The following is a 25,978-nucleotide window of genomic DNA, read 5'->3' as shown; positions in this document are numbered from 1 at the left end:
TTAAGTCTCTTTAGCAAGCAGAAACCGCTTTCAGGCAACTTTCCTAAAACCAGCTTATAAACGCTTTCTTACAACTGAGCCATCAACAACTAACAATCAAAACGATGCTACAAATAGGAGACGCAGCCCCAGACTTTGAGGTGAAAGACCAGAACGGTTTGCCGGTGAAGATGAGTGATTTCAGAGGCAAAAAAGTGGTACTCTACTTCTACCCCAAAGATGATACGCCCGGCTGTACCGCGCAAGCTTGTAACCTCCGCGACAACTATGACGCGCTGCTGGCCCAAGGCTATGTGGTGCTGGGCGTGAGCGTAGACAATGAGAAATCGCACCAGAAGTTCATCCAAAAGTTTGACCTGCCGTTTCCACTTTTAGCCGATACGGAGCACGAGATTGTGGAGAAATATGGCGTGTGGCAGGAGAAAAGCATGTACGGTCGCAAATACATGGGCACCATGCGCTACACCTTCGTGATAGATGAAGAAGGCAAGATTGAAGACATCATCACCAAAGTAGACACCAAGAACCACACGGCGCAATTGCTGAAGTAATCTGGGGAGCGTTACATACCAAAGTAAGTTGTTATGAATTACTAAAAAGTAATACTGTATAAATACCTGTTTCTGATTGAACATTCATCAAGCAAGTTTCACTTTAGTGCAACCATTCCTATCTTTGCTTCGTGACTAATAAGTACCGTAACATCATTTTCTATAAGGGTTATTTTGAGGAGTTCTTTTTGAAACAGCGGGACAAAGTGAAAGATAAGATTATCTGGACTTTTGACTTGATAGAAAATCTTCCAAGAGTTCCTGAAACATATCTCAAGCACATTGAGAACACGGAAGGGCTCTTTGAGATTCGGGTTCAGCAAGGAAGCGACATATATCGAATCTTTTGCTTCTTTGACCAAGGCCAATTAGTTGTTTTGGCAAATGGCTTTCAAAAGAAAACACAGAAAACACCCAAACAGGAAATTGAAAAGGCGCTAAAAATTAAAGAAGAATATGAAAGCCGAAGAAAATAATATCATGACGCTTGACCAATTCAAGGATAAACACTACGGAAAAGTAGGAACTAAAAAGCGGGATGACTTAGAGGAAGGATACGAGAACTTCAAAATTGGAGCCTTGATTCATGAAGCCCGACTTGAAAAAGGCTTGACGCAAGCAGAACTTGCTGCAAAAGTTGGGACCACAAAATCCTATATCTCCAAAATTGAAAATAACCTTAAAGAGGTGCGTATTTCAACACTTAAAAAAATCATTGAACTTGGGTTAGGGGGGCAATTAGAACTATCAATTAAACTTTAACACCCTGAAAAGTTAAATCATAAGCACCTATGAAAGGGTACATACAAAATCTTTGCTTCAATAGACCTTTGCATGTACTAAACAAAAGTAGCAACCCTTTCCTGTTTCTGGCGTGTTTTACCCAAAGTAGACGTTAAACCCACATAGTCCAAGACGCATCTTCACGTTTTCAAACATAAAATCTTCACATCAACCATATGAATCCATTCAACTACGACGCGGAACAACTGCTGAACGTGGCCTATCAGGTACGTCGCGATATCGTGCGCATGGTGCATGCCGTTAACTCAGGGCACCCGGGCGGCTCCCTGGGCTGTACCGAATTTCTGGTAGCCTTGTATTTCCGGCAGATGACGCACAAACCTGAGTTTGACATGAACGGCATTGGCGAAGACCTGTTTTTCTTGTCTAACGGGCACATTTCGCCGGTTTGGTACAGCACGCTGGCCCGCGCTGGTTACTTTGACCCCAAAGAGCTGGCTACCTTCCGGAAGTTGAATTCCCGCCTGCAAGGGCACCCCGCCACGGAGGAACATTTGCCGGGCATCCGCATTGCGTCTGGTTCTTTAGGCCAGGGTCCGTCGGTAGCTATTGGTGCCGCGCAGGTAAAGAAACTGAATGGCGATGATAAACTGGTGTACGTGTTAACGGGCGACGGAGAGTTGGAGGAAGGCCAGGTATGGGAAGCCGCCATGTACGCTGCCCACCACAAAGTAGACAACTTCATCTGGACCGTAGATTACAACGGGCAGCAGATTGACGGTCCGGTAGATGCGGTAATGAGCCTGGGCAACCTGCGGGCCAAGTTTGAGGCCTTCGGCTGGAAAGTGCTGCACTGCGACAACGGCAACAACTTCGCCAACCTTATTCCCGTGCTGGACGAGGCTAAATCGCTGACTGGTCAGGGACAGCCTATCTGTATTTTAATGAATACCCAAATGGGCTACGGCGTAGACTTCATGATGGGCTCACACAAATGGCATGGGGTGGCACCAAATGATGCCCAGTTAGAACAGGCGCTGGTACAACTCAAAGAAACCCTCAACGATTATTAATCTATCATAGGCAGGTGCCCGTGGTGCCTGCCCTTTTCTGTTGGAGATGAAGCAAATGCGTTCCGTGTGCTTGTGGCTGCTCTGCCTTCTTCTGGTGGGAGGCATGACCCTTTTGCCTGCGGCAGCGCAAAACAAGGCTCCCGCTCCCAAGAAAACCCGGTTGTTGTTTCTGCTGGATGCTTCGGGCTCCATGATGGCGAAATGGGAAACCAGCCAGCGTTGGGCCGTGGCCAAAAACATGCTGGCCCGCATGGCCGATTCCCTGGACACTTACGCCAACCTGGAAATAGCGCTGCGCGTGTACGGCCACCAATCTCCGGTGACGCAGAAGAACTGCAAAGACACCAAGCTAGAGGTTCCGTTTGCGGCCCATAATGCGGCCAACATTAAGAAACGGCTGCAACTCATTACGCCCAAAGGCAATACGCCCATCACGTACTCGCTGGAGCAGTCAGCGAATGATTTTCCGCAGGACCCAAACGCCCGCAACGTGATTATCATAATCACCGATGGGCTGGAGAGTTGCGGCGGTGACCCTTGCGCCACGTCTCTGGCCTTGCAGAAAAAGCGGGTGTTCCTGAAGCCGTTCATCATTGGCTTAGGCGATGACCCCGGGTACGCGCAGCAGTTTGGGTGCATGGGGCAATACTACAACGCCTCAGACATCAAGACATTCCAGCAGGTCATGGAGAACGTGATCAGCATTGCGCTCAAGAAAACCACCGTTTCAGTGGAACTCACGGATGAGGCCGGAAAGCCCGTGGAAACCAACGTGAACCTGACGTTCCTCAATAACGTGACCGGTCAACCGGAATACAATTTCGTGCATTACCGAGATGCCTCGGGCAAGCCCGATATGCTGGAGATTGACGCGCTGCTCTCGTATAACCTGGTGGTGAACACCATACCAGCCGTAGAAGTAAACAATCTGGACATTAAACCCGGACGGCACAACGTGTTCCGGGTGAAAGCGCCGCAAGGATATCTGTATCTGCGGCAAGATGCCCCTACCGGGTACGGCTCCATGACGGCGTTGGTACGGGAGAAAGGCAGTCCGGCTCTGTTGCAGACGCAGCGTTTTCCCAGCCAGCAAAAGTACCTGACCGGCACCTATGAGGTGGAACTACTTACCTTGCCGCGCATCAGGCAGATGGTGACTATCAGGCAAGGGCAGGCAACCCAGGTTACGTTTCCGCCGCCGGGTGCCCTTAATATTACACAGGACCTGCAAGGCTACGGCAGTCTGTACCTGCTCAGGAACGACGGAAGCCAGGAATGGCTCTGGAACCTGCCCGAAGGCAGCAGTAAAATAAGTTTACCTTTACAGCCGGGGCGTTACCGTTTGGTTTTCAGAATGAAATCTGCCAAGGGAAGCCAGTTCACGGACGTAAAGAACTTTAGTATTCAATCTAATTTAACGACTACGATAAAACTTTTCAACTAAGCTAAGATGAAGGACTTTCCATACTCAGAATCAAAAGACACCCGCTCTGGTTTCGGGGCTGGCCTGCTGGAACTAGGCCGTACCAATCCTAATGTTGTAGCCCTTTGTGCTGACTTGGTTGGCTCACTGAAAATGGGCGATTTCATTAAGGAATTTCCCGAGCGCTTTTTCCAGGTAGGTATTGCCGAGGCCAACATGATTGGTTTGGCGGCTGGAATGACCATTGGCGGTAAGATCCCGTTTACAGGCACCTTCGCTAACTTCTCTACCGGCCGGGTGTATGACCAGATACGGCAGAGTGTGGCGTATTCCCATAAAAACGTAAAGATTTGTGCTTCGCACGCCGGTTTGACATTGGGCGAAGACGGGGCCACGCACCAGATTCTGGAAGACATTGGCATGATGAAAATGCTGCCCAACATGACCGTCATCAACCCATGTGACTTCAACCAGACCAAAGCCGCCACCATCGCCATTGCCGATTATGATGGTCCGGTGTACCTGCGTTTCGGCCGCCCAGTGGTGCCTAACTTCACCCCCGCTGATCAGAAATTTGAAATCGGCAAGGCCGTCATGCTGAATGAGGGCAAAGACGTGACCATTATTGCCACCGGCCACTTGGTTTGGAAAGCGATTCTGGCGGGCAAACTGCTGGAAGAACAAGGCATAGACGCCGAGATTATCAATATTCACACCATTAAGCCCTTAGATACGGAAGCGATTTTAACCTCGGTGAGCAAAACCCGCTGCGTGGTTACGGCAGAGGAACACCAGTTCAACGGTGGCTTAGGCGAATCTGTGTCACGCTTACTGGCCCAGAACATGCCGCTACCGCAGGAATTAGTTGGCGTAGATGATTCTTTTGGCGAAAGCGGTACCCCTGAGCAATTAATGGAGAAGTACGGCCTGAATGAGCAAAGCATTGTTGCCGCCGTGCAGCGTGTACTGGCCCGTAAGTAGTTGTCAGTTTTTAGTTGTCAGTGATTAGTTGTTCGTTGTTAGAACTTCTGTTTTAAGTCTGTTTTTCCAAAAGGTTTTTTAAACCTGTGAGGTCTTGGAGACCTCACAGGTTTAAAAAACCAACTGGCGCGAGACTGAAGTCTCGTGACTTGGGATGAAGCGAGTTTCCAGACTTGCAGGGAACCATCAGCAGGTTTGTGTAAAATCAGGTATCCATCTGCTTCTGTTTGAGGGCTGTTTTTCAGAAAACGGCCCTCAAACAGAAGCATTTTTCATATCTTACAAATTATTTCTTCTAGAATCTGAATAGACCTCTACACGCACCACTAGTACCTAACAACGAACCACGCCCTTCCCTTGGAAGACAAAGACATTTTAGAGAAGTTTCAGAACCCAGATTCCCGTAACCTGGCTTTTAACCAACTGGTGCGCAAGTATCAGCAGAAAGTCTATTGGCACGTACGTAAAATGGTCATTGACCATGATGACGCCGATGACCTGACCCAGGAGGTTTTCGTGAAAGTCTGGACGCATCTGGAAAATTTCCGGAAAGATTCTCAACTCTACACCTGGATCTACCGCATTGCCACCAACGAATGCCTCAACTTCCTGAGTGCCAAAAAGAAACGCTTTTTCCTGCCCATCCATGACGTAGCCGCCGAGCTCTCTGAAAAGCTGGATTCTACAGACTCGCTCTCCGGTGACGAGGTGCAACTGAAACTCCAGAAGGCGCTTCTGCGTCTGCCTGACAAGCAACGGCTGGTCTTCAACATGAAATACTTTGATGACATGAAGTACGAAGAAATCTCTGAGATTCTGGGCACTTCGGTGGGGGCCCTAAAAGCCTCCTACCACATTGCGGTAAAAAAAATTGAAGAATATTTGAAAAAAGATTAAACCTCTGGAGGCAAATAGTATCTAAGAATCAGATGGAAAGGAAAAAGGAGCTAGATATGGCAGAATTACCCAAAGACCCGGGCTTTAAAGTTCCGGAGCATTATTTTGAGGCCTTGCCTACGCGCATCATGCAGCGTACGGCGTATGCCAAACCGCGCTCGGTCTCTCCGGTTTCCTGGTTCTGGCAGTTTAGAACGGCCGTTGCCGGTGCTTCGCTGGGGGTGGTGTTTGCGCTGTCTTTTCTGGCAACCCAGTACTTCAGTGACACCCCCTCCTCTTCAGATGCGTTGATGTCTCAGGTGTCTCAGAAGGATATTTACCAGTACCTGGTGACCCATGTAGACCTGGAAACCGCCGATTTGGCCGAAGTTCCCGCCGTGGTGCCCCATCATTCGCTGGAGTTCCTGGACGTGCGCAAGGCAGATATTGGCACAGACCTAAGTGATGAGCAAACCAAAGAGCTGTTGGAAGAGGAGTTTGAGTACCGTTAATACAAGAAGAATGAAGTTTACGAAGTTACTAGTACTGTTTCTGCTGCTCACGGGCTCCGTTGCATTTGCCCAAGGCCAGAAAGAAACACCCGAAGAACGCAAAGCCCGCATTGAAAAGATTGAAACGGCAAAGATTGCGTTCATTACCGATAAAGTGAATCTGACCGGCGAGCAGGCGCAGCGTTTCTGGCCCGTTTACCAGGAACACGACAACCGCCGGAATGAACTGCGCCAGAAAAGCCGCCAATTCAGGGAAGACAAGTTAAGCACCCTCACCGATGAGCAGATTCAGGCGGGCCTGGAGAACCGCCTCAACATCCGGCAACGGGAGCTCAACCTTGAAAAAGAGTACATGGAAAAATACCTGCGCATCATCAGCCCCCGCCAACTGGCGCTCTTTTACCGGGCCGAGCGGGAATTCACCAAACTGCTGCTGGAACGGCTGCAAACCGCCAAAAATTAAAGAATTGGTTTTAGTGTAAAGAGGGAGGCGCGAGTCTCCCTTTTTGTTTGTCGGCTGTTTTCCGGGAAAAGGCTCCTAAACTAGCCATTTCTGGGATGCTCGTTATGCGTTGTTCTGGAAAGTAAACTCACCCCTATCCCTCTAAGGCAGGGAATTATTTTCGCATTACTTATTGCTCCTATGACTTGCTCCTATGTCGCGAATATCTCTATGGCGCGGAAGTTACTTCCGCGCCATAGGAGCAATGAGTTCTCAAGAGACCGTAATTCAAGCAGAAACCATGGTTCAAGTTTTCAACTTGGACCATGGTTTCTGGAAGTTTGCAACTCCCGTGAGGCGAAAGCCTCAAAATCCACTTGCTGACTCAGCATACACAAAATAACATTAAGATTCGGCTTTAAGCCTGATTTCCCGAAAACAAATGAGAAACATCATCTAATGGTAGAAAACAATCACTGGCAGGCGGCAAGTACAATGATGGGCTAAAATCCTTCTTCGTATCTTTGCGGCAGAAAAACTACTACCACTATGCTCTCTCCCCGTCAGCTTTTTTTGCAGCACCAAGCCCAAACCACCGATTTCCCCTTGCTTTTAGAAGTGGAAAGAGCCGAGGGCGTGTACATGTACGGTCCGCAGGGCGAACGGTATCTAGACTTGATATCGGGGATTGGGGTGAGCAACGTGGGGCACCGTCACCCACGGGTACTACAGGCCATTCGGGAACAGCTAGACAAATACCTGCACCTGATGGTGTACGGAGAAATTGTACAAGCCCCTCCGGCTCAACTGGCGCATGCGCTGGCCCAAACCCTTCCGGCCGGTTTAGATAATGTGTATTTCGTTTCCTCGGGAAGTGAGGCGGTAGAGGGAGCGTGCAAACTGGCCAAGCGGTTCACGGGCCGTACGGAGTTGGTCGCTTTTAACAACGCGTACCACGGCTCTACCCAGGGTTCCCTTTCGTTGAACGGCTCTGAGAGTTTCAAGCGGGCTTTCCGGCCCCTTTTACCAGATGTACGCCATATTCGGCACAACCAACTGGAAGATTTGGCGCAAATCACGTCCCGTACGGCGGCGGTTATTCTGGAAACGGTACAGGGCGAAGCGGGAGTACGTGTGCCATCCGTAGAGTACCTACAGGCTTTGCAGAACCGTTGCAGAGATGTAGGCGCGCTGCTCATTCTGGACGAAATTCAAAGTGGGTGTGGCCGTACGGGTACCTTCTGGGCGTTTGAGCAGTTTGGCGTGGTACCAGACATTCTTACCTGCGCCAAAGGCATGGGCGGCGGTATGCCCATTGGGGCGTTCATTTCCCGGCAGGAAATCATGCACTCACTCAAGAATGATCCCATGCTGGGCCACATCACCACTTTTGGCGGACACCCGGTCTCCTGCGCGGCCTCGTTAGCCACGTTGCAGGTGATTCAGGAAGAGGGTTTGCTGACCCAGGTTACCGCCAAAGCGGCCCGGTTCAAAGAAAGACTGGTACACCCAGCCATCAAGGAAATCAGGAATCTGGGCTTGATGATGGCGGTGGAATTTGACTCTTTTGACATTTTGAAGCCCATCATTGACAATGCCATCCTGCAAGGAGCCCTCACTGACTGGTTTCTGTTCTGCGACAAATCCATGCGCATTGCTCCTCCCCTTACCATCACGTTCCCTGAGATTGACGAGGCCTGTGACATCATTCTGGCGGCCATTGCTGAGGAAGTACGTTCGTAGCAGTTTCCCTAAAAAGAAACGCAAAATATCTATATTGTAATCTTGAACCTTTTATATCCTGTTGCAGTACAAGACACGAATTCAAACCTGCTTAATTCGCTGCTTTGCCATACCTCTATTTAGATTTTACGACTCCTACGTTTAACCTCGCGCTGCCCTCATGGAAATAGCCTTAGTTCTGTTTTTACTTTTGGCTGCTGTCGCTCTTTTCGCCTCAGAAAAGCTTTCCGTAGATATAGTCACCATTATTCTGCTGATTATTTTAACCAGCTTCAAAATCATTACCCCAGAAGAGGCTTTCGCGGGCTTTAGCAGTGATTTCATCATTATTCTGGCTTCTATTTTCGTGATTGGTACGGCGCTGGAAGACACGGGTATCCTGGATTTCCTGGTGAACTGGCTCATGCGCCATGCTGGGCATAGGCCCAATGCGCTTCTGTTTTCTATCATGTTCTTCCCCGGGTTGGTCTCGGCGTTCATGAACAACACCACTGTGACCGCGCTCTTCGTGACGCCCATTGTGGGGGTAGCCAAGAAAATGCGCACCAGCAGCTCTAAATTCCTGATGCCCCTGGCCTACGCTTCCATTTTAGGTGGCACTTGTACCCTCATTGGCACCTCTACCAACGTGGCGGTGAGCGGCTACATGAGCAAGGCCGGCTATGAACCCTTCGGTTTTTTTGAATTCACGGGCATTGGCATGATCATCTTTGTGGTGGGCATCGCGTATATGATGACCATTGGCAAGCGCATGTTGCCGAACACCACCACGCAAGGCCTCACTACCAGATACAACATCAAAACGTACCTGAGCGAAATCATTGTGCAGGAAGACTCCCCCTTGATTGGACAGGTGGCGTTCACCTCAGACCTTTCCAAAATGGGTTTCAGGATACTGAACATCATCCGGAACAAGGAAAATTTTCTTCCAGATTACCGTACCCGCATCAGGCCCAGTGACGTGCTCTTGGTGGAAGGGGAAATGGGTGACCTGATCAAGGTAAAGGAGACAAAGGGAATCCAGATTCTGGCCGATGTGATTGTAGAGGAGGACTTAGTAGGAGGAGATATCAGGCTGGCGGAGATTTTGATTACGGGCAAATCTGACCTCCTCAAAAACACCATCAAACAAGTAGAATTCCAACGGAGATTTGGTCTGATTGTGTTGGCCGTTTCAAGGCAGGGGGAAACCATCAGGACCAAGATTGGCGATGTACAGCTGCAGCTAGGCGATATGCTTTTGGTGCAAGGCCCTGCCGAACGCTTAGAATACATCAAATCAAACCAACATTTGGCCGTTTTGGATGAGTTTAAGCCTATCATGTTCAAGAAACGCAAAGGCATTCTCACCCTCTCTTTCTTTATTCTCGCTATTATCTTAGGTAGTTTCAATATTCTGCCCCTGTCTATCTGTTTTCTGGGGGCAGCTTTGCTGAGCGTCTTATTTAAGTGCATTACTACAGACAGGGCCTACCAAGTTATTGATTGGCGCTTACTAATCTTGATTGGAGGTATGACTGCTTTCGGGCTAGCCATGGAAAACACCGGGGCCGACAAATTCATGGCCGATGCCATTGTGGGCTTATTGAAGCCCTTCGGTACTATCGTCATCTTAGCAGGCTTTGCCGTCTTAACCGTATTCTTAACCCAACCAATGTCTAATGCAGCAGCGGCGTTGGTGGTATTGCCTGTAGCTTTGCAGACGGCCGTTCAGCTAGACGCCAACCCCAGGTCTTTCGCTATTGCCATTATGCTGTCTGCCTCGGTATCCTTGGTCACGCCTTTTGAGCCGTCGTGTATTCTGGTCTATGGTCCGGGTAAGTACTCGTTTAAAGACTTCCTGAAAATTGGCTCAGGTTTGACCATCTTGCTGGTGGCTATTATCCTGGTATTGGTTCCTATCTTCTGGCCATTATAAGGTATTTTCGGCCTGGTTTATAGAAATCAGGCCGAAAACGCTTTCTTCAAAGTAGACTTCCCCTTCTTTCGTTCGTACAGAGAAAACAACGTCTTTTCTAGTATGAACCGAGCCCTTCTTTTTTCATTTGTCCTGCTGCTGGGGTGTTCCCCAGAAAAAGCTCAGGAAAACATAACCGATGCACCTGTTGCCAAAGTAGCTGCCAAAAACGAACAAGTGGTAGACTCCGTTTCCAATACCCGCATTGACGGAACCGCCACCACTACCTTTCCTCTGGATGTAAAACAACAGCTTCCCGCCGAGTTAGAAGTACACCTGGACCGCACGCACGGTCTTTGGCAATTACCCACCCTCACCACGCAAGACGCTGCGCGTGTACCCAAAGAAGAGCAGGGCCCCTACTTTATACAGGCAGATTTCAACGGCGACAAGAAAATGGATTACGCCATTCAGCTCATGGAGCGGGATTCAGCGTTCATCTACGTTTTTCTGAAGAGCAGCCCAGATGATTTTCAGGAACATCTGCTGGAACGGCACCCGTTGGAAGACGTGGAGGAGAAAAAAGGAAGCACCCGCTACCTGAAACTGGCTAGAAAAGCAGAGAAAGTGTATGAGGGGGCCACCCGTAAAGAGGTGAATCTTCCGCAGGACGGTATTTCTGTGGGGGCAGAGAAGAATACGGCCACGTACGTTTGGGAGAATGGGAAATTCAGAAAATATGAATCAGGAGATTGAAAGGTAGTTGCTTACTGGAGCTCCAGAAAATGGATGGCTTCTTCTTTGATTTCCTCGCGGGTGAGCCCATCTTTCACGCCGGTGGTTATTTTCTTGACCAACACGCCTACCACGGCCTTCCGGAAACCCATTTTGGTGGCCAGGTCAATACAGAACTCCATTTCACTGTCATCTACAATGCCATCAGCTAACATCATCTCCACTAAGTCGTAGACCTGGTCAAAACGGTCCATGTCATTGTTGGGCAGGGCCGGTTTCACGTTAGTGGCATTGGCCAGCAAGGCGCGCACATCCTGCGCCCGCATTCCTTTGCGTTCTCCAATAGCAATGATGTGTTCCATCTCCGCTGAATCTATGTGCCCATCAATTTTAGCCAATGCTCCCAGATTAACAATATGGCTTTTAAGCCGTTTTGTTTCTTCACTTTCAAAAATTGAAAACATAGAGTGTTTGTAAGAAGGGTGAATGATTTTTTAGGTGAGCGGAACGGCTTTTGTGCAAAATTTGCACAAATCCATTTACTCCGTATAATTTACGGAAATTTGAAAGATTTGCTGTGTCTTGGCCAGAAAAGTATCCATATTTTTATGAACAAGTCTCTAAAAGCCTGTTCCATAGCGAAAACATGAAAATTTATTTGTCAGCAAAGCGGGTAGATTCCCCGGCCTTAACACATGGGTAACGGAAAAAGCTTGAGTTTTCTGTGGTAATGCCTTACTTTGCACCTCGTTTTAGATGTTAAGATGAAGAAAATAGCTGTTTTTACGTCAGGGGGTGATGCCCCGGGCATGAATGCTTGTATCCGGGCGGTTGTCCGTACAGCAGTTTACCATAAATTAGAAGTATACGGCATAGGCCGAGGTTTTAATGGAATGATTCAGGGGGAGATCTACCGGCTGTTTTCCCATTCTGTGAGCAATATTATTCAAAAAGGCGGCACTATTCTCAAGTCGGCCCGCTGCATGGAGTTCCACACTCCCGAAGGCCGCAAAAAAGCCTTTGACCAGATCTCTAAGTTCGGGATTGAAGGAATTGTCGCCATAGGCGGAAACGGCACCTTCACCGGTGCCAAAACCTTCTACGAAGAGTACGGTATTCCCATCATCGGGTGCCCGGGCACTATTGACAATGACCTCTTCGGCACCGACTACACCATTGGCTATGACACCGCCGTGAACACCGCTCTGGATGCCATTGACAAAATCAGAGACACCGCCGACAGCCATGAGCGTGTGTTCTTTGTGGAAGTGATGGGCCGTGATTCTGGCTACATTGCCTTGCCTTGCGCCATTGGCGGCGGGGCCGAAATGGTGATGATCCCAGAAACCATTACGTCTATGGCCGAAGTGATTGAAACCTTGCAACAGGGCTGGCGCCGCTCTAAAACCTCGTTCATTATCATTGTGGCCGAAGGCGATGAAGAAGGCGGAGCCACTGAGATTGCCGCCAAAGTGAAGCAAGCCTTACCGCAGATGGATGCCAAAGTAACCATCATTGGTCACGTGCAACGCGGGGGAACCCCCACCGCCGCCGACCGTCTGTTGAGCAGCCAAATGGGAATGGCCGCCGTAGAAGGCCTCATTGCCGGCCGCTCCAACGAAATGGTGGGCGTCATGAACGGCGAGCTGGTCTACACCCCTTTCCATGACACCATCACCAAGAAAAAACCCATCAGCGAGAGCTTCCTGAAGTTGGTGGAAGTGCTGAGCGTGTAAAGCGCCTTTCAACCTCTGAAACCTTCCTAATGCGTTTTCAGCCTGATTTCTAAAAATCGGGTTGAAAACGCATTCTCTTTTTAAATCATGTAGTTACCTGCCATTTAATCAATGAAATCTAAATCTTTATTGCTCTCAGGTTTGGTCATACTCATGGGTTGCACTTCAACTCCATACAAAATTGGAGTTGCTACCAAACAAGTCTACTATGAGAAAATGATTGAAGACTACCTCAGGGATTATGCCATTACACCTACCTTGGTTTATAATAATGATGGACGGAATTCATTTACGCTCTTAAACCACCAAATTGTTTGGAAAGAGCTAAACAGTGGGGTGGAGATTTCTATTGACGGACATTTGATCTCAACGAGTGATAAGGTGACGTTCAATTCTGCCGAAAAATCTGGAAAGGACAGTTTGAACTTCGCTAATTCCCTTCAGCAAGTCAAGATCTACGAAAAAGAATCATTGATTGGCTTCGTCCTCGACTTCGAACCCTGCACAGGAACTAGTTGCAGTGTAAGTTATCAAATCATCTATGACTTGAAGTCACAGAAACAAAGTTACTTTGGCAGATTCAGGACAGGTTCTGAATTTGAGCTCTATGACTTCAACTCAGATGAAAGACCCGACTATTTGGCCACTGAAACTGATGGCCCAAGCGCTGAAGGGATCCTAGCAAAAGAATATGTCCTGTATAGCCAGACAAAAAGCGGGGAGTTTGAGGAATTCTCAACAGAAAGGCATAAAAGATTTTGGTTCAGGTATACTTCAAATGAATCTGGATGCAGGCCCCAAGATGAGAAATTTGAAGAAAGTTGGGTTAAGCAAATAAATAAAACTGACAGGTAACGGTGTGCAGACGCCATGTTATGTTCGGCGGCCTTGCACACCAAATGCAAGAGGTCGTAATTGATACTGGGTTGCAACAGTGGTTTTTAGAAATGAATACACTTTCATCCGGCGGTGCGACCCCAAGAGATGAACCAAATCCTCAACTAGACAAAACCAATACACTACTACACCGTTTTTACTCCAAAACACAAGGCTACAAAATGGAATACAGACTACTTGGTGCATCGGGATTACACGTGCCGGTGCTTAGTTTCGGGACCGCTACGTTTGGCGGGGGGAATGAATTTTTCAAAGCTTGGGGCAGCACTCAGGTAGAGGAGGCTACCCGCATGGTAGACCTCTGCCTGGAAGCCGGGGTGAACTTCTTTGACACCGCCAATACCTATTCGCAGGGTATGTCTGAAGAGATTCTGGGGAAAGCACTGGAAGGCAGACGGAACGATGTGCTGATTTCCACCAAAGCGACGTTCCCGTTCGGCGAAGGGCCGAACAACCAGGGTTCTAACCGTTTCCACCTCATGCGGCAGATAGAAGGCAGCCTCAAACGCCTGAACACCGACTATATTGACATTTACCACATGCACGGCTTTGACGGGAACACGCCCGTAGAGGAAACCCTTCGTACGTTAGATGACCTGATCCAGAGCGGAAAAGTGCGCTACATTGCCGCCTCCAACTTTTCTGGCTGGCACCTGATGAAATCTTTGGCCGTTTCTGAGAAATATGGCTGGAACCGCTACGTAGCCCACCAGGTGTACTACTCCCTCACCAACCGCGAGTATGAATGGGAACTGATGCCGTTGGGGTTAGACCAAAACGTAGGCGGAATCATCTGGTCACCTCTGGCCGCGGGCAGATTAGGCGGGAAATACCGCCGGGGCCAACCCCTTCCCCCCGACAGCCGCGTCGCCCAGGGCGGCAGCCCCGTTCCGGAAGCCGTGGTCAACGAAGAGCAGTTCTATTCTATCATTGACGTAATGGATGAAATTGCCGCGGAGACCGAGAAAACCGTGGCACAGGTGGCACTCAACTGGCTCTTACAACGGCCCACGGTTTCCAGCATCATTATTGGGGCCAGAAACGAAGAACAGCTAAAACAGAACCTGGGAGCAGTAGGCTGGAATTTAACGCTGGACCAGGTGAAAAGGCTGGACAAAGCCAGCGAGGCCCCTCCCATTTACCCGTACTGGCACCAGAGACAGAACACCAAACTGAATCCGCTTCCGCATTTCTATTCGAAATAATCTTAGGTCATAAGTTGTCTGAAAGTCCGAATCCGTTTAGGAACTACTATCTGAAAAGTAGCTTCTAAACGGATTCGGCTTTTGAGGTGAATTGAAAATATAAATCAGTTCTGTTCAGTCTGGGCCATCACAGTTTGCACGTATTCCAGCACTTGCGCCAATTGGCTGGGGTGGAACCACCGGATTTCAGGGTCACGGGTGAACCAGGTTAGTTGGCGTTTGGCGTACCGGCGGCTGTTGCGCTTGAGTAACCGCACGGCTTCCTCAAACGGATACGCGCCGTCTAAAAAATCGAACAATTCTGTGTAGCCTACGGTCTGCAAGGCTTGGTGCTGGCGGTAAGGCAACACGCGTTTCACCTCCTCCAGAAGTCCCTGCTCCAGCATGAGATCCATGCGTTGGTTAATGCGGTCATACAGCTCCTGGCGGTCGCGGTTCAGGCCAATCTTGATGATGTGGAAGTCCCGCTCTGCGCCCTTGCTTTTCTTTCGGAACGAGGAATACGGCTGGCCGCTGCTCAGGCACACTTCCAACGCCCGCACAACCCGCTGCGGATTCTGCACATCTACCTGACGGGCATAATCTGGGTCAAGCTCCCGTAACTGCTGCACCAACGCGGGGAGTCCGTCTGTAGAAAGCCGCTGCGCTAACTGTTCTCTGATGCCCGGCAAAATCTCCGGCATTTCATCTAACCCTTCACACAGCGCCCGCACATAAAGCCCAGATCCGCCCGTGGCGATGACCACCTCATGCTCCTGAAACAAACCTTGCAAGACCCGCAGCGCATCTTCCTCAAAAGTCCCGGCATTGTACTCCTCCAGAATAGAATGGGAATCTATGAAATGGTGCACCACCCCTCCCTGTTCTTCCTGGGTGGGTTTGGCCGTTCCTATACTCAACTCCCGAAAGAACTGCCGCGAATCCATGGACAGAATCTGGGCATGGAAATGCTTGGCCAGTTGAACACAGAAATCGGTTTTGCCTACGGCGGTAGGGCCCACCACTACAAGAAGGTATTTGGCTTGTTTCATGAAAATCTGGCGTAAAGCTGGGTGAGTTTCTGTCCTTCGGTTTCCCAGTTCCATTCTTGGCGGGCTTTCAGACAGTTTTGCTGCAAGCGCTGGTAAAGCGCTTGGTTGTGCAGCAAAGTTAACAGCGCCGCCTGAACTTCCTCTACTTCTGTACTGGCCAGTAGCGCCACCTCATGCTGCGCATTCAGTTGTTCGTACTCAGGAAAAGGAACGCACACCTGCGGAATACCGGCCTGCACGTAATCAAAGAACTTGTTCGCTAGTGAGTAATAATAACTGAGTCCTTGGTTTTCCAGCAACATGATCCCAGCCCAGGCCGCGGCCGTCATTTGGGCCAGCGCGGCAGGCGCTACATTGCCTTTGAAAATGACTTTTTCTTGTAAACCTAACTGACGGGTAAGTTCCTGAAGCTGTTGCCTGAGTGGGCCATCTCCGCAAATAATTAATTGAGCGGGTACTTGCTGCATGGCTTTGATGGTATTCTCCAACCCTCGGCCTACATTTAAAGCACCCTGGTAGATGAAATAAGGCGGCGTTTGGGGCAAGGCGAAAACAGGTTGCGGCACAGGCATGTTCCTTACTAAGTGCACTTCTCTTTTGTACTTCGCCTGAAAGTAGGTCACCAGAGAGGCGCTTACGGTATAGGCCAAAGTGGCTCGCTCAAATGCTTTCCGCTCCAGAAATGTCCAAATTTTTCTAACCATAGGCCTAGAAACTACCTCGGGCATTTCCGGAAATAATTCATGGGCATCATACACCAGCGGCTTTCTGCGCCAGGCAGTCGTCAGGATTCCCGCCAGGGCAGTATCTGCGTCTACCACGCCGTACAGGTCAAAGCGGTGAAAAAGAAACCAGACTGCCAGGCGCAGGTTATACTCCAGGTAGAAAAGCGGTCCTTTCAGGAAACGGCACCGGATTCGGTGGTAACGGAACGGTACCTGGGGTAAGCTGGTAGACTGTGACAGTAAGCGCCCTACCAACCAAACTGCATAACCTGCCGTAGCTAACGTAGTGGCAATCCGCAACATGCGCTGATCATGGGTAAGATCTGTTGTAACCGTGAAGACAATAGATTTAACCATATTTAGTCATAAACAATGTTGCCGAAGCAGAAAGTGTAAATATCCAATTTTTAGTTTATTTTTGCTAAAACAGGTCTTTTCCTAAGTACCCCCGCTTACAGGAAACGGAGTTCCCAAAAGAATAGCATACAGACGGTAATGACACTACATAACCCACCGGTAAACAGGACAGCCCAGAAAGCAGCAGCCGCGCATTTAATTGATTTTGCGGAGCATGTGAGCGGTAGCCGAAAGTACATGTTTGTATGCACTCCTACGGGCTTTCTTCTGGGCGTGAACAAGCAAACCAAAGAGACGTTCTTCAAAGGAAATGATTTTCCAGAAGGAATGAACATAAAAGAACTGCTGGACAAGAAACAAAGCCAGGAGTTTGACAGAAACGTACGGTTGCTCCGTACGCGCAAGAATATCAGCGGCTTCATGCAGCCTAAAGAAAAAATCCTGGACACCCACCTGCTTTACTTTAAGTCCAGCCTGGTGCAGCAAGATGGCCATGAGCTCTTGTATATTGCGGTAAGAGCGGCCACGGCCGAGGTAATGCCAGCCGGTGACATGTTCGCATCTGAGTCTAGTTACCGCTCTATTTTTGAAGAAAGCAATGAGCCTCTGTTTATCCTGGACAAGAAGGGTATTTTCATTGACATCAACAAAGAGACAGCAGCCATTATCCAGCTGGAGAAGCAGGAGCTGATTGGCAAAAGCGTTTTTGAGGCGTTTGACTTAAATCCGTCTGAAAGGATCGCATTCAAGAAGAAAATCCTGTTGGCCTGCGAAGGCCAAACCCAACGCTTTGACTGGTGGTTTGAGAGCAATGACGGCACCTTGTTCCCGCTCCTGCTTTCGTTCAGATGCGGGAAGTACTTTGGGCAAGAGGTGATTCTAGGCAATGCCAAGCCCCTTCAAGATTCCCGTGATCCAGCAGAAACTAGCCGCCTGCGCCAGGAAGAACAGGAGTTCATGGCCCGGCTTCTGCCGCTTTTCCATAACCTGAAAACAGCAGATGATATCCTTTCTGTGGTGCTCAATGAGTTAACCACTTTACCGGCTATCTGTGGCGGCGGCGTATTTGTGTACCAACCTTCTACCCGTTTGGTGCAGTTGGTGTTCAACAAGGGCGAGCAATCCTACATCCTGAAAGATAAAAGCGTGCTGGCGCTCAATCCAGAGTTTCTGGCGCAGCTAGAAAACAAAAGCAAGAACCGGTCGCTGCTCAGCATCTCCAAAAACTTCCAGCATCTTTTCAACAGACGCGAGGTGTTGGCCATGCCCATCAGTACAGACAAACAGTACCTGGCAACCATCATTCTGCTGATAGATGATGCCCTGAACATGACGCCAAGCCTTACGGAGTTCATCAACCACCTGGGTTTTGAGGTTAGTTCCTACCTCTCCAGATTTGAGCTTCGGCAGGAGTTGCATTACTCAGAGGGCAAATACAAGACGTTGTTTGAGTCTTCCAATGACTCTATTTTTCTGCTGAACCAAACCCAGATTGCAGACTGTAACTTCCAGGCTACGGTCTTGCTGGACTGTGACAAGCAGGACATTATCGGCAAACGACTGGCAGATTTTTCTCCTTCTTTCCAGGCAGACAATTCCTCTTCCATAGAGAAATCACTGCAGATCATAGAAAGCACCTTGCAGGACGGCCAGCCGCGTAACCTGGAGTGGCGCTTAGAGAAATCTGACGGAAGCATTCTGGACGCGGAAATCAGTATCAGTGCCATCTTGCTGGAAGGCGTCAGCTTTGTGCAATGCATTGTGCGCGATATTACTTCCCGCAAAGAAGCCCAGGCGCTTATGCGCCGCCAGGAAGTGCTGCGGGAATCTATGCACCAGTTCCGCTCCTTCCTGAGCCAGGTGAACCTGGCGTACGTGAGCATGGACCTGGACCTGCGGGTGGTGTATGTGAATGACTATTTTCTACAGTACACAGGGTATAAACGCGAAGAGGTGGTGGGCCAGAACTACTACAACCTTTTTGTCCCGGAGCAGGAAAGAAGCATCCGGGTGCAGGAAGTCAGGAAGGCGTTGCAGAACCAGTCGCTCCGCAGCTACTATGAGTGGGATTTGGTCACCAAGTCACAGTCAGTGAAAATCCTGCGCTGGAACATCATGTTTGAGATGGACGTGGAAGGCAACGTAGTGGGCATTACCGCCGTGGGCAAAGACATGACCGACAAGCGGATTGCCATGGAAGCCCTCAAAGACAACAAAATCCGTCTGCAGGACTTGTTTGACAACGCCCATGACTTAATCCAGAACATCTCTACAGACAACAAATTCATTTTCGTAAACCGCGCCTGGAAAGAGAAACTGGGCTACAATGACTTTGACATTGAGAACCTTACCCTTAATGACATTGTGCACCCGTACTACAAAGCCAAGCTGATTTACCAGCTACGCAACCTGTACAAAGGCGATGACGTGAACAAGATTGAAACGGTGTTCCTTACCAAAAGCGGCAAGCCGATTCACTTGATTGGCAGTATTAACTGTAGCTGGCAGGACGGAAAGCCCATTGCTACCCGCGCCATTCTTCACGACATTACGGATAGGATTAAGGCCGAGCGTCTGCAAAAGGTATATTACAGTATTGCCAACCTGGCCATCAGTTCCAAAGATTTACCGTCACTCTACAGTGCCATTCACCGGGAACTCAGCAAGATCATAGAGACGCACAACTTCTACATTGCGCTGTTTGATGAGGAGAAAGACCTGATCAATTTCGTGTATTACGTAGACCAGAATTCTAACGTGCCCGATCCCAGGCCTTTCTCCATGGGCATGACCGAGTACATCATCAAAACCGGTAAGCCGCTCTATGCCACCAAGGCAGATTTCATGGAACTTCTGGAGAGCGGCAAAGTAGAAGTAAACGGCATTATCCCTGAGGTGATGCTCTCCTCTCCGCTTTCCATTGGCGAGCGCATTATTGGGGTGATTGCCGTGCGCGACTACAAAAACCCCGAGGCGTACGTACAGACCGATATCGAGATTCTGCACTTTATCTCCAACCAAGTGGCCCTGGCCATTGAGCGGAAAAGAAACGAAGAGCAGATCAACATCCAGAATGCTCGCCTCAAAGCCATCTTTGAAAGCGGAAACCATTTGATGTGGTCCATTAACCGCCAGTACCAGCTTACCTCTTTCAACCAGAACTTCTATAGTGAAATCCATGCCTGGACCGGAAGTTTAGCCACCATTGGTTTGAAATTAAGCCAGATGGTGGGCTCCTTTGTGTCCAGAGAAGATTTCCGGTTGATCAAGGAAATGTATGAATCTGCCTTTGCCGGTGAGGCCCAGCAGTTTGAGATAGAAATGCACCACCCCAACGGCACCAGCGTGTGGCGGGAAGTATTACTGAACCCTATCTACCTGGAAGACGGCAGTTTTGAAGATGTGTCGGCGATTGCGCTGGACATTACGGAAAAGAAACTATCACAGATCTCACTGGCGGTAAACGAAGAGAAATTCCGGCAGATCTTTGAGTCTTTCCAGGACCTGTACTACAAAACCAACATGGAAGGCGACTTCCAGTTGATCAGCCCTTCTATCCAGGAAGTGCTGGGCTATACGCCCGGTGAAGTCATGGGCATGAAAGCCAATGCGCTTTATGCCCGCCCAGAAGACCGGGAAGAATTGCTCAGGATGCTCTTTGCGCAGAAGAACGTGCGCAACTTTGAGACCTCGCTCCTGACCCATGAGAAACAGGAAATTGAGGTACTCATCAACTCACGCCTGATCTTAGATGAAAACCAGGTGCCCGTAGCCATTGAAGGCGTCTGCCGAGACATCACGGAACTGAAAGACACGCAGCGGGAACTGATCAGGGCAAAAGAAGTAGCGGAGAATTCCCTTCAGGTGAAAAACCAATTCCTGGCCAACATGAGCCATGAACTGAGAACCCCTATGAATGGCATCATCGGCATGATTGATATGTTGCACCACACCGCCGCCGATGACGAGCAGTTGGATTATATAGACACCCTCCGGAAATCTTCAGATGCCTTGCTGGATATCTTGAATGACATTCTGGACCTTTCCAAAATACAGGCTGGTAAACTGCAACTGAACTTGACGGGTATAGATCTGTATTACTCCCTGGAGAAAATACATTCTTTGTTCGCCAACCGGGCTGCCCAAAAAGACCTCACGTTCACGTATACCATTTCAGAAGATACTCCCAAGTACATTGTCACAGATGAAACCCGTTTATTGCAGGTTTTATCAAACTTGACCTCAAACGCCATCAAGTTCACCAATGAAGGCACCGTGAAGGTAGAAGTGAGCAGGGTGAATGGCCAAGGAAAAGAGCATAGACTCATGTTCCGGATCAAAGATTCTGGAATTGGCATCAATGAGGAAGATATCCAATTACTTTTCACTAATTTCACTCAATTAGACAATTCTTCCTCCAAAACGTTTGGCGGTACCGGGCTTGGGCTTGCTATCTCCAAACAACTAACGGAGTTGCTGGGCGGCGAGATTGGCGTTGAATCTGAGCCGGGACAGGGAAGTACTTTCTGGTTTACCATTCTTTGCCAGGAAGCCGAAAACGTGAAGGAGATTCATGAACAGCTTCAGTTATCTAAAGAAATGGAGGAAATCTCCATTTTTGACCCAGAGCCAATTCTGTTGCTGGTAGATGACAACCAGATTAACCAGAAAGTGGCCCTAAAGCTTTTAGAGCGTATGGGTTGTCACGCAGATGTAGCCTCTAACGGGTATGAAGCCATTGAGAAAGCTGCCCAGAAACGCTATGATCTTATTTTCATGGACATCCAGATGCCTGAAATGGACGGAGTAACGGCTACCCATGAGCTTAAGAAGATGATGGGCTCTGATTGTCCGCCTATTATTGCCATGACGGCCTACTCCATGAAAGATGATGCTGAAAAGTTCATCAATGAAGGACTGGACGACTACATCTCTAAACCAGTAAAGGCTTCTGACTTGAATGACCGTATTCTCAAATGGTACGGGCACGGCGTAAAACCGGAAGCAACAGTAAAGGAGAAACCGGCGGTACCCGTTGAAACACAGCCCAAGACCGAACTGGAACTGGCTTTGAATATGGGCATTGTAGACCAACTTAAAAGCTTGGGGGGCGATGAATTTGCCCTGCAGTTATATGTTGAATTTGAGGAAGAAACCTCAGAACTGCTGGAGGAAGCCAAAAAAGAAGTAGTGGCACAACATTATAGAGAAATTTTAGGTACACTGCATCAAATTAAGGGTACAGCGTCAACGTTGGGCCTTGATGGGGTCTCTACGTTGGCAAAAGAGATGGAACATGATATTATTAATGGTAAATTAACAAACATTAATAATACATTTTCTGATTTAGAATCAAGTTTTACTATTTTTAGGGATAATTACAGAAATAAAATCTTATCGAACTAACCATGGCCGAGTCGAAAACCATTTTGATTGCAGAGGATAGCTCTGTTATTTTGAACCTTACCAAGAAAATCCTGGAACTGCAAAACTACACTGTAGTGTCTGCCAAAAACGGCGGAGAAGTTCTAAAGAAGGTACAGGACCAGAAAATAGACGCTATTCTGATGGATTTGAACATTCCTGTGAAAAACGGGATGGAATGCACGAAGGAAATTCGGGCCAACCAAGATCCACAGATTTCGCAAATTCCAATTATCGCGGTAACGGGTAATGCGAACAACTACACATTAGAACAATTTAAAGAAGCAGGTATCAACGCGTACTTGCCTAAACCCTTAGATTTTGATATGCTGGTGCAAACCGTTAAAGAATACGTGCATTAGTATACCTCTACTTTCCTATTACCTATGCAGCTAAAGTATACCCGGCCCTTTCTAAACCGGTTAGAAGATATTTTTGCGGAGTCTGAGTACATGCTGCGTTATGAAAAAGGTACTTTCAAATCTGGTTTCTGTATTCTGAAAGACACCAAGGTAGCCGTAGTAAACAAGTACTTCCCTTTAGAAGGGAAAATCAATTGCCTTGTAGAGATTCTCCGGGCCGTAGACCTGAGCCCGGAGAACCTACGTCCCGAAAGTCAGGAACTGTACCTGGCCATCAAACACCAAACCATAACCGCTGCGTGAAAATAACTTTCTTAGGAACCGGCACTTCGCAGGGCGTACCCGTCATTGGGTGCGAATGCGAGGTTTGCCGCTCCTTAGATTACCGCGACAAGCGGTTGCGGGTCTCCATTCTGGTGGAAGTAGAGGGAAAATCTTTGATTGTTGACGCAGGCCCAGACTTCCGGCAGCAGATGCTGCGCGAACGGGTGAAACGGGTAGATGCCGTGCTCTTCACGCATGAGCACAAAGACCATACCGCCGGTTTAGATGACATCAGGGCGTTCAACTTCATGCAGCACATAGACATGCCGCTCTACGCCGACCAACGGGTACTGAACCAGTTACAGCAGGAATTCAGCTATATCTTCACCAACCACACGTATCCGGGGGTACCCCGCGTGGAGCTGAATCCTATTCAGAATGCGCCTTTTGAGGTACAGGGCATCACCATTACGCCCATTAACGTGCTGCATCACAAGTTGCCGGTGTTCGGGTTCAGAATAGGGGATTTCACGTACATCACAGATGCCAACTTCATCTCAGATACTGAGAAAGAAAAAATAAAGGGCTCTAAGGTGGTGGTTCTGAATGCCCTGCGCAAAGAGCCGCACATTTCGCATTTCTCCCTTTCAGAGGCATTGGCCGTGTTGGAGGAAGTGGCCCCCGAGCAAGCCTACCTCACCCACATCAGCCATTTGCTGGGTTTGCACCGAGTGGTGGAAAAAGAATTGCCCCCCTACGTGAAACTGGCGTATGACGGACTTGTCCTTACCTTATAACCTGTGCACCAGAATTACTTCTTTTTACGGAAACTAGCCCAGAAACTAGACACTGATCTGCGTGGCTTTACCTTACAAGCCGCTTTCAGCCAGGAGAAAGATGAGTTAATGCTGGCTTTCTTTCAGGGCGAGCAGGAATTCTACATCAAAGCCATCCAAACCTCTACTTTCTCCAGCCTTCAGTTTCCGGCCTCTTTTAACCGAGCCAGGCAAAATTCAGTAGATCTTTTTCCGGCTTTAGTGGGCCAGGAAGTGTTGGAAGTACGGGAACACCAGCAGGAACGGAGCTTCTACATCAAGTTCACGAATGACTGCGTGTTGCTGTTCAAGCTGTTTGGAAACCGTTCTAACGTGGTGCTGTTCGTAGAAGACAAAGCCGTGGAACTTTTCCATAAGAAACTGGCCAAAGACCTGGAATTGGATTACCGGCAAATGGACCAGAACTGGCATTTGGAAAAAGAGCAGTTTCTGGAAGCACCGCAGAACCTCAAGAAAATGCTGCCCACGTTGGGCGATGTTCCCTGGCTTTACCTTCAGGAAAAAGACTATGCAGACCTCGGCCCCGAGGACCAATGGAACCTGGTGCAGGAGATGCTTCATCTTCTGGAGAACCCCTCCGGTTACTACCTCACCACGCTTCACAAGCTGTTCCGTCTCTCTCTCCTGCCCCTCGGCGACATACAGGAAACCTTCACTGATCCCATTGCAGCGCTGAATGCGTTCGTGCCTCAGTATCGGTCTCAGGAATACTTCCAGAAGAACTATGCCGCCACGCATAAGCAATTAAGCCGGCAATTAGACGGCGCGCAGAAAATATGGTGGCAGATACAGGAGCAGTTGGAACAATGGCACCACGGCACTCCCTATGCCCAAACCGCCGATGTGATCATGGCCAACCTCACCAACATTCCGGCGAGCAGTAAAGAAATAGAGTTATACGACTTTTACGCAGACACTACCCGCCTCATAAAACTGCACGCCACTGAAACTCCCCAGAAAACCGCTGAACGTCTTTACCGAAAAGCCAAAAACCAGAAGATTGAGTTGCGTCTCCTAGAAGAAAGGGCCGCCCGCAAGGAGGAAGAGGTTGAACGGCTCACCCGTCTTCTGCAGGAGTTAGAGAGCATAGAAACGGCCCAGCAATTACGTACCTTCCTGAAACAGCACGCTCCCGCTCAAGCAACGGTGCAAGTAGACTTGCCTTACCACACCTTTGAAACCATGGGGTTTAAGATTCTGGTAGGCAAAAACGCGAAGTCCAACGACAAGCTCACCCTGAAACACACGCACAAAGATGATCTCTGGCTCCACGCCAAAGACGTACCAGGCTCCCATGTGGTCATTAAATACCAATCTGGGAAGACGTTCCCCATGCCTGTGATAGAAGCTGCCGCTCAGCTAGCTGCCTACTACTCCAAACGTAAAAACGACAGCCTCTGCCCTGTTCTGTACACCCCAAAAAAATACGTCAGAAAACCGAAAGGCGCCACTCCCGGATCTGTGGTAGTGGAACGGGAGAAAGTACTTCTGGTGAAACCAGAGAACCCGTTCAAGCAAAATTAACCGTGCTGCCTTTAATGTGACAAATGGTTTACAGCTTGTTTTTGTAAAAGCAGCCTGAAAACAGAAGCGCCTGTAGATTTACCTACAGGCGCTTCTGTTTATCGTGTAAAATTTTTCTTTTACATAAATTTTAAATCTCCGTGTAGGAGGAACTCAGAGCAATGGCAAGGATGGCTTATGCGCTTGGTTGGGCAGCCGTTCTTTTCCTATTTGCCCACTTGGCTAGTCTACCACCTATCCACCCAATCAATGCCGCGAATATAGAATTGAGAAGTACCATCGTTATCCAATAAGTTGGGGTCATCTCATACTCCAGACCAGTGTTTGCTTCCAGATAGGTTGATATCGACAAACCGATTGTAGCATCAAAGAGTCCCATCAATACAGCAAAGATTATTCCCTTACTAACTTTCGTTTTCTCTGCTACTAAATAGGCTACCGTGCCATACAGTAGCATAGACAACGGAAACAACAACCCGTAATTGTAATCCATCTGCTTTGAGGTTAGGGAGCCTACCGTGTCCTGTAAGGCAACCGCTAAAAACCCGACTGAAAGAATTTTGTATTCCTTCCTCATTTCCTTTGTGTATTTTGATTGATGATAACGGTTGCCAAAGCTTCGTTTATGCACAATAGCTTT

24 protein-coding genes are annotated in these 25,978 nt (G+C 48.7%); 20 read left to right on the top strand and 4 right to left on the bottom strand.

What is annotated here, in order from left to right; genetic code table 11:
- Window positions 1-104 precede the first annotated feature (104 nt).
- From bcp to ACY0JR_RS16520, 12 genes are all read left to right on the top strand, one after another.
- Window positions 105-551, top strand: coding sequence for a thioredoxin-dependent thiol peroxidase (gene bcp / locus ACY0JR_RS16575; protein WP_462635250.1), 447 nt, complete (start codon window positions 105-107; stop codon window positions 549-551).
- 131 nt (window positions 552-682) lie between these two features.
- Complete coding sequence (locus ACY0JR_RS16570; protein WP_462635249.1) at window positions 683-1,027, top strand: type II toxin-antitoxin system RelE/ParE family toxin; 345 nt, start codon at window positions 683-685, stop codon at window positions 1,025-1,027.
- Window positions 1,008-1,313 (top strand): helix-turn-helix domain-containing protein, encoded by a 306-nt coding sequence (locus ACY0JR_RS16565; RefSeq protein ID WP_462635248.1) that lies wholly within the window; start codon window positions 1,008-1,010, stop codon window positions 1,311-1,313. Before ACY0JR_RS16570 ends, ACY0JR_RS16565 begins: the two co-directional genes overlap by 20 nt.
- A 197-nt stretch (window positions 1,314-1,510) precedes the next feature.
- The gene (locus ACY0JR_RS16560) at window positions 1,511-2,368 is read left to right on the top strand and encodes a transketolase (protein WP_462635247.1); all 858 of its coding nucleotides are present in this window, start codon (window positions 1,511-1,513) and stop codon (window positions 2,366-2,368) included.
- A 55-nt stretch (window positions 2,369-2,423) separates the two neighbouring features.
- Window positions 2,424-3,812 (top strand): vWA domain-containing protein, encoded by a 1,389-nt coding sequence (locus tag ACY0JR_RS16555; RefSeq protein ID WP_462635246.1) that lies wholly within the window; start codon window positions 2,424-2,426, stop codon window positions 3,810-3,812.
- Window positions 3,813-3,818: 6 nt separating this feature from the next.
- The gene (locus ACY0JR_RS16550; RefSeq protein WP_462635245.1) at window positions 3,819-4,772 is read left to right on the top strand and encodes a transketolase family protein; all 954 of its coding nucleotides are present in this window, start codon (window positions 3,819-3,821) and stop codon (window positions 4,770-4,772) included.
- Window positions 4,773-5,129: 357 nt separating this feature from the next.
- Window positions 5,130-5,669, top strand: coding sequence for an RNA polymerase sigma factor (locus ACY0JR_RS16545; protein WP_462635244.1), 540 nt, complete (start codon window positions 5,130-5,132; stop codon window positions 5,667-5,669).
- A gap of 56 nt (window positions 5,670-5,725) precedes the next feature.
- Window positions 5,726-6,160, top strand: a complete 435-nt coding sequence (locus tag ACY0JR_RS16540) for a hypothetical protein (RefSeq protein ID WP_462635243.1) — start codon at window positions 5,726-5,728, stop codon at window positions 6,158-6,160.
- Window positions 6,161-6,170: 10 nt separating this feature from the next.
- A complete protein-coding gene (locus ACY0JR_RS16535; protein WP_462635242.1) occupies window positions 6,171-6,623 on the top strand; it encodes a Spy/CpxP family protein refolding chaperone in 453 nt (150 codons plus the stop codon).
- Window positions 6,624-7,151: 528 nt separating this feature from the next.
- Window positions 7,152-8,345 carry an aspartate aminotransferase family protein gene (locus ACY0JR_RS16530; RefSeq protein ID WP_462635241.1) on the top strand — a complete coding sequence of 398 codons (1,194 nt, stop codon included), beginning with the start codon at window positions 7,152-7,154 and terminating at the stop codon, window positions 8,343-8,345.
- A 160-nt stretch (window positions 8,346-8,505) separates the two neighbouring features.
- Window positions 8,506-10,263: an SLC13 family permease gene (locus ACY0JR_RS16525; protein ID WP_462635240.1), complete on the top strand. Its 1,758-nt coding sequence runs from the start codon at window positions 8,506-8,508 to the stop codon at window positions 10,261-10,263.
- A 102-nt stretch (window positions 10,264-10,365) separates the two neighbouring features.
- The gene (locus tag ACY0JR_RS16520; RefSeq protein WP_462635239.1) at window positions 10,366-10,998 is read left to right on the top strand and encodes a hypothetical protein; all 633 of its coding nucleotides are present in this window, start codon (window positions 10,366-10,368) and stop codon (window positions 10,996-10,998) included.
- 11 nt (window positions 10,999-11,009) lie between these two features.
- On the opposite strand, the gene ACY0JR_RS16515 is transcribed toward ACY0JR_RS16520, so the two are convergent.
- Entirely contained in the window at window positions 11,010-11,339 is a 330-nt protein-coding gene (locus tag ACY0JR_RS16515) for a TerB family tellurite resistance protein (RefSeq protein WP_462635238.1), read from the bottom strand.
- 402 nt (window positions 11,340-11,741) lie between these two features.
- On the opposite strand from ACY0JR_RS16515, the gene pfkA reads away from it, so the two are divergent.
- From pfkA to ACY0JR_RS16500, 3 genes are all read left to right on the top strand, one after another.
- Window positions 11,742-12,713, top strand: coding sequence for a 6-phosphofructokinase (pfkA, locus tag ACY0JR_RS16510; protein ID WP_462635236.1), 972 nt, complete (start codon window positions 11,742-11,744; stop codon window positions 12,711-12,713).
- A gap of 111 nt (window positions 12,714-12,824) precedes the next feature.
- Window positions 12,825-13,568, top strand: coding sequence for a hypothetical protein (locus tag ACY0JR_RS16505; protein WP_462635235.1), 744 nt, complete (start codon window positions 12,825-12,827; stop codon window positions 13,566-13,568).
- Between the two features lie 203 nt (window positions 13,569-13,771).
- The gene (locus ACY0JR_RS16500; RefSeq protein WP_462635262.1) at window positions 13,772-14,815 is read left to right on the top strand and encodes an aldo/keto reductase; all 1,044 of its coding nucleotides are present in this window, start codon (window positions 13,772-13,774) and stop codon (window positions 14,813-14,815) included.
- A gap of 104 nt (window positions 14,816-14,919) precedes the next feature.
- On the opposite strand, the gene miaA is transcribed toward ACY0JR_RS16500, so the two are convergent.
- Entirely contained in the window at window positions 14,920-15,846 is a 927-nt protein-coding gene (gene miaA, locus ACY0JR_RS16495; RefSeq protein WP_462635234.1) for a tRNA (adenosine(37)-N6)-dimethylallyltransferase MiaA, read from the bottom strand.
- Window positions 15,843-16,928, bottom strand: coding sequence for a glycosyltransferase (locus tag ACY0JR_RS16490; RefSeq protein ID WP_462635233.1), 1,086 nt, complete (start codon window positions 16,926-16,928; stop codon window positions 15,843-15,845). Before ACY0JR_RS16490 ends, miaA begins: the two co-directional genes overlap by 4 nt.
- Window positions 16,929-17,066: 138 nt before the next feature.
- Between ACY0JR_RS16490 and ACY0JR_RS16485 the strand changes: the two genes are divergently transcribed.
- The 5 genes from ACY0JR_RS16485 to ACY0JR_RS16465 are packed head-to-tail and all read left to right on the top strand — an operon-like array spanning window position 17,067 to window position 25,338.
- A complete protein-coding gene (locus ACY0JR_RS16485; RefSeq protein WP_462635232.1) occupies window positions 17,067-22,334 on the top strand; it encodes a PAS domain S-box protein in 5,268 nt (1,755 codons plus the stop codon).
- Between the two features lie 2 nt (window positions 22,335-22,336).
- A complete protein-coding gene (locus ACY0JR_RS16480) occupies window positions 22,337-22,714 on the top strand; it encodes a response regulator (protein ID WP_462635231.1) in 378 nt (125 codons plus the stop codon).
- A gap of 24 nt (window positions 22,715-22,738) precedes the next feature.
- Window positions 22,739-23,017 (top strand): hypothetical protein, encoded by a 279-nt coding sequence (locus tag ACY0JR_RS16475; protein ID WP_462635230.1) that lies wholly within the window; start codon window positions 22,739-22,741, stop codon window positions 23,015-23,017.
- Window positions 23,014-23,775 carry an MBL fold metallo-hydrolase gene (locus tag ACY0JR_RS16470; RefSeq protein ID WP_462635229.1) on the top strand — a complete coding sequence of 254 codons (762 nt, stop codon included), beginning with the start codon at window positions 23,014-23,016 and terminating at the stop codon, window positions 23,773-23,775. Before ACY0JR_RS16475 ends, ACY0JR_RS16470 begins: the two co-directional genes overlap by 4 nt.
- Window positions 23,776-23,778: 3 nt before the next feature.
- On the top strand, window positions 23,779-25,338 hold the full coding sequence (locus ACY0JR_RS16465) for an NFACT RNA binding domain-containing protein (RefSeq protein ID WP_462635228.1): 1,560 nt from the start codon (window positions 23,779-23,781) through the stop codon (window positions 25,336-25,338).
- A 175-nt stretch (window positions 25,339-25,513) separates the two neighbouring features.
- On the opposite strand, the gene ACY0JR_RS16460 is transcribed toward ACY0JR_RS16465, so the two are convergent.
- Window positions 25,514-25,969 (bottom strand): hypothetical protein, encoded by a 456-nt coding sequence (locus tag ACY0JR_RS16460; protein ID WP_462635227.1) that lies wholly within the window; start codon window positions 25,967-25,969, stop codon window positions 25,514-25,516.
- Between the last annotated feature and the right edge of the window lie 9 nt (window positions 25,970-25,978).

The organism is Rufibacter sp. JT3400010 (genome assembly GCF_054956755.1).
The sequence above is the reverse complement of the archived record's forward strand: the minus strand, read 5'-3'. Positions and strand labels throughout refer to the sequence as shown.